General features: G+C 54.4%; 3 protein-coding genes. 1 reads left to right on the top strand and 2 read right to left on the bottom strand.

Annotated features, from left to right (window positions below; translation table 11 throughout):
- The coding region (locus WBV27_RS10625) for a hypothetical protein (RefSeq protein WP_424201910.1) at window positions 1–295 on the bottom strand (295 nt) is incomplete at its 3' end.
- Between WBV27_RS10625 and uvsE the strand changes: the two genes are divergently transcribed.
- Entirely contained in the window at window positions 288–1,544 is a 1,257-nt protein-coding gene (gene uvsE, locus WBV27_RS10620; protein ID WP_424201908.1) for a UV DNA damage repair endonuclease UvsE, read from the top strand. The two genes, WBV27_RS10625 and uvsE, sit on opposite strands and share 8 nt — an antisense overlap.
- A 584-nt stretch (window positions 1,545–2,128) precedes the next feature.
- On the opposite strand, the gene WBV27_RS10615 is transcribed toward uvsE, so the two are convergent.
- Window positions 2,129–5,206, bottom strand: a complete 3,078-nt coding sequence (locus WBV27_RS10615; protein WP_424201906.1) for an ATP-binding protein — start codon at window positions 5,204–5,206, stop codon at window positions 2,129–2,131.
- Window positions 5,207–5,325: the final 119 nt, after the last annotated feature.

Genomic DNA, 5,325 nt, shown 5'->3' with positions numbered 1-5,325 from the left:
AACAGCCGACGGAACCCAAAAGCGTCGGCTGAACGCAACCCGAAGTACGCCGAACAGCCGACACCCGCTCCGCTCCCCCGACACTGCGTTCGCTCGACACCACATCCTTCCTCGCCGGGCGAATGCCCAGGACGGTATCACAAACAGCCGACACTTCCATCCGAAGCATCCGAATAGCAATCCCCCCGCATGATTGCGTATAATAGTCCATACACATTATCGCGGCCATCGGGTCGTGATAGATGAACAGGTAATCTTCAATCCAATCAACAGAAAGGAGCACATTCATGAGCATCGGCTATGCTTGCCTCAACATCGGCACATCAAACACAAACATCCGCAGCGTCATGCAACGGAACGCAACTCCGGAGAAACTGACGGAGGTGACCGCGCACAACCTCGCCGCTTTGGAGCGGATGATCGACTACAACCGCAAGAACGACATCCGCCTCTACCGCATCAGCTCGGACCTGATCCCGTTCGGTTCGAGTCCAATCAACGCACTCGATTGGCCGGAAATCCACAAGGCAGCCTTCGAGCGCATCGGCGCCAAAATCCGCAAAAGCGGCATGCGCGTCTCCCTGCACCCGGGCCAATACACCGTCCTGAACTCGCCGACGCAAGACGTCGTTGAGCGCGCCGTCGAAGATCTGGTCTACCACGACCAAATCCTGACCGCGCTCGGCACCGACACAACCAACAAAATCGTCCTGCATGTCGGCGGCATCTATGGGGACAAAGAAGCAGCACTGGACCGTTTCGCCGAGAACTTCCAGCGCCTTCCGGAAAGCGTCAAAAACCGAGTGATCATCGAAAATGACGACAGGCTCTACAACATCGAGGACGTCCTGAAGCTGGCGAACCAGCTCCAGATCCCGGCCGTCTACGACAACCTGCACCACGCCGTCAATCCGCCTCCAACCGGCAAAGATGACCACTACTGGATCGCCGACGCCAAAAAGACCTGGAAGGGAGCGGACGGCAAACAGAAAATCCATTACTCCCAGCAGGCTCTCGGCAAACGCCCAGGCGCCCATACCGATACGATTGATCTGGAGACCTTCCTGCAATTCCACAACCACCTGGAAGACTCGACCATCGACATCATGTTGGAAGTGAAGGACAAAAACCTCTCTGCCATCAAATGCCAGAACGCAACCACGATCGCGCCAAAACCAACACGGCTGGAAAAAGAGTGGGGCCGCTACAAGTATGCCATCCTCGAAAGGTCACCTACTATCTATCAAGCCATCCGCACGCTGCTCAAAGACAAGGAAGCTTACCCGGTCCTGGAATTCTATCGCCTCATCGACACCGCCTTCGCCGCAGAAATCCGCCCCGGCTACGCCGAAAACGCCGCGGCCCACGTTTGGGGTTATTTCAAAAGGCAAGCGACCGAAGCCGAGCGCAGAAAGTACGAAAAGGACCTCGCCAACTACCGGAGCAAGACCAACACGATCGCGACCCTGAAACGCCAGCTCTTCAAGCTGGCCGAAAAATACGAATCGGACTACCTGCTGCAGTCGTTGTATTTCTATCTGTAGCGAAACGTTAAAACAAAACAAAAAAGAATCAGGGAAGCTGGCGTTTTTTCAACCTGGCCTTCTGATTCTTTTTTCGCTCATGCCCACAACCGCCTACCGCAAAAGATCGTAACATTGCGGGTTCCTCCAATGCCAGTCTCGCCGCATTTTTTTCCAAGGAACCGATGGCAACAAACTTAAACAGCCTTTCAGCGTATGATTTTACATCCCCGGCGATCTTGGCGATTTTCGGAAGTCCGGCCGCAAACACGATCAGCATTCAGGAAAATACAAGGCGCTTGTGTATTAAATAACCTATAAATACTTATAAAGTGAGTAAGCTGCATATTAAATAAGATTGGGTGCTCCAAAGATCCCACCCACGCAAAACTGATAGCGACCGAATATGGACAAAAAGCCGGGATAGCCACTGCGCCAGCTAGCTCTCCTCCGACGAGCGGATGTTGGCCGGAGGAGAGCGACTAGCTGGCAGCGCACCTCCGGCGAAGCCGCCTTAATCGGAGGTGACAATCATTCCAGCGGTCAGCTCCTGCCAAACCCTGTTTCGCCGGAGTTCCCGGCGGATCCCCGCAACCCACAACCATTCACTCTTTCGGTACCTCGAAGCACACCGTCGTACCATCATCCACCCGGCTGAAGATGGTCAGCTCCTGCCCGAACAGCTGCTTCAGGCGTCGGTTGGTGTTGCGGATGCCGATGCCGTTTCCACAACGTTCCTTCCGCAAAGCCGTTACTTGATCGGCGGTCATTCCGACGCCATCATCACGGATTGTGACAATGATGGCGTGCGTTTCTTCGGCGATGCGGATCTGGACCGTGCCGCCTTTAACACGTCTCAGTATGCCGTGTTTGATCGCATTTTCGACGAGCGGCTGGATCGACAACGGAGGGATTTCGAACGAAAGCGATTCGTCCACGTCCCAAAGAACGTTGATCCGGTCGCCGAAGCGCTGTTTCTGGATGAACAGATAGGCTTCCAAAAGCTCAAGTTCATGCCGGATCGGGACAAGCGGCTGCGCATTTTCGCAGCTGAAGCTGTAGCGAAGGTAGTCGCCGAATGCAATCAGCAACTCCGTCATCTTGCCGATGTCGCTCTCGGCCAACGAGACGATTGAGTTGATCGTATTGAACAAAAAGTGCGGCTGGATTTGAGCCTGAAGGAAGGCGGCTTCAAAACGAATCCGGTCGTTGATGGAGCTTTTCAAATGAACCAGTGTGTTGATCCGCGCCTTCAGCACATAGCCCTCGATCGGCTTCGTTACGTAGTCGTTCGCGCCTACGCGGAAGCCGGCGACGACATCCTCGGCTTGTCCGCGCGCCGTCAGCAAAAGGACGGGTAATTCAAACGAGGTGAAGCGTTCGCGGATCCGGCGCGTCAGTTCATAGCCGGACATGTGCGGCATCATCACATCGGCCACAACAATGTCCCAGGAGCCCCGCTCAAGGAGCGCTAGGGCTTCCACACCGTTGGCCGCTTTAGCAAAGGCATATTCGGGGGCGGGGAAGAGCGACTGCAGGATCTTCAGGTTTACGGGATCATCATCGACTGCGAGCAAGCGGATCGATTCTGACACGTCGTTTTCTCCGACAGCAGCCTCATTACTGAAAGCATTGAGCCGCATCCCCTCCGGCGCAGTCTGATCCTTCACAAAAGCGCTCTTTTCATTAATAGCAGTGGTCACATCAACCGCATGATCAGCTGCCGTCGCTTCAGCCAGCGGCAGCGTGAAGGTGAACACCGTTCCTTCTCCCACGACTGACGAAACGCTTAGTTCGCCGCCGTGCAGGTTCACGAGCCGCTGACAGATGTTCAATCCGAGACCGATGCCGCTGTTGTCTGCGGTATCGCTGTGCATGTACGCTTGGGTATAACGGTCGAACAGCGTGTCGAGGTGGGCTGCGTCAATACCGATGCCGTTGTCGCTGACCGAAATTTGCGCAGTTCCGTTGACAACGACCGCGGATACTGCCAGTTCGCGCACCTCAGCATATTTGACTGCGTTGTGCAGCAAGTTGAACAGGATCTGGATCAGCCGGTTCTGATCGGCGTTCACAAGCGGAAAGTCCTCTGGCACCCGGTTCACCAACTGGATGGTCCTTCCATCCGTCATGTAGCTGATCATGTCCAGCACCGCCCTAGCCGTGTTGTGTAGCGATACTTCCTTCAGTTGCAGCTCCATCCGGTTCAGGGCGAGCCGCTCCAAGTCCAGCATCGTGTTCAAAAGGGTGGACATGTGCCGCCCGACTTCCTGCAGCAGCTCTAGATCGTTTCGCGCCGGTTCGCTCATCCGATCGGCTTCCTTTTCGATCACGGAGTTCGTGATGTTCAGGATGGCATGGAGCGGATTACGCATTTCGTGCGCCACCGTCGTCAAAAATGCATCTTTTTGCTTGTCCTCTTCCTGCAGTTTCAAAGCCAGATCCCGGGACTGATGGAGCACCCGGAAATAACGCTTGAACCAATAGCTGGAGAAACAAAACAGTGCAATCAGCAAGTCGAATGGATAAGGGACCATTTCGATGGATAAGGTGTGGTTCACAATCAACCAAAGCAGGCTCCACATGGAAGCGATGCCCGCGAAAAGCAGGAAAATAGTATCGCTGTCGATCTTTATTGTGACATAGGCTAACGTCAGCGGCAGCAACAGGCACGGGGTGAGCATGAGCGCGATGTGGAAAGGCATCCCGGCCAAACTCACGCGGGCCGGCAGCAAAACGACAAGCGCAAAAGCAGCACCGCATGCCAAAGAATAATACCGCGCAAACGTATCGCGCCACAAAACCGGCAATCGCGATTTGATGGCGTGGGAAATCGAAAAGCCGCCCATCAGCATGGTCAGAAAAATGACCTTGGTGCGCCATTCGAAATTGAACGGGACCCATTCGAACAACAGCCTTTCGCTGATCAACGTGCCCAAAATCACCGCGATGATCACACCGAAGAATGCAAGAATGCGACTGTCCTTGCCGAACAGGAAGTAGATGATCAGGCTGTAGATTCCGTGGATGAGATAGATGATGCAGGGCACGATCACCATGATGGTCGTGAAGTTTTGACTCCGGGTGAATGGTCCGATCAAGCCGAACGTGATCGGCTGGCTGATCCCTTTTTCCGCGGGATAGTCAAAATCGGCGTATTGGATGACCAAGTCGAGAATACCGCTCTCGTCCACCGTGTAGTAGAGCGTCTGCGGCCGATTAACCGGCTCGTATGCCGCCGCGCTTTTCCCGATTGCTCCGTTTTCGGCGATCAGTTCTCCGTTAATGTATACTTCAGCCGCGCTGCGGATGGTCGGGAGGCGCAGTCCGACGCTGGTGTCTGCGCCCGGTTCGAGCTGAATCCGCAGCCGGTAGGTACCGAAGTCATAATTGTTGCTTTCACTCCCGTCCGCGGACTGCTGGTTCGGAACCGCCGCGACAGCTGACTCCGGAGTTTCCGGATTATAGCCGTCTCCATACAGGAAGGTTTCCGGATAAAAGTCCCATTCCCCATCCAATGGAAGCGTGTGTTCAGTGAGCGGCCCCCAATCCCGCAGATCCAGCGTGCCGTTTTCGGCGGCGGGTGCGTCCGGCAGCGTGAAGTGGTCAAGCCAGAAAAATCGGCCCACAGTCAAGACAGTCAGGAACAAGGCGATGCCCCAAAATATTTTTTTATTTGTCATAGTCAGTTAGTCAGGAAATACCGAAGTATCTCCGCTCCTTTCATAGACAAAGATACCTTTTGTCAAATGAATAAGCAAGTAACTTTCTGTACAGAAATTGTACAGATGAATACGCTAAG

Origin of the sequence: Trichococcus sp. (assembly GCF_049589555.1) — a bacterium.
Taxonomy (GTDB): Bacteria; Bacillota; Bacilli; order Lactobacillales; family Aerococcaceae; genus Trichococcus.
This window is presented reverse-complemented; position numbering and strand designations above follow the sequence as displayed.

Excerpts from the sequence above, each read along its gene's own strand:
- WBV27_RS10615 (WP_424201906.1), bottom strand. The coding sequence starts at position 5,206 with ATGACAAATAAAAAAATATTTTGGGGCATCGCCTTGTTCCTGACTGTC.
- uvsE (WP_424201908.1), top strand. The coding sequence starts at position 288 with ATGAGCATCGGCTATGCTTGCCTCAACATCGGCACATCAAACACAAAC.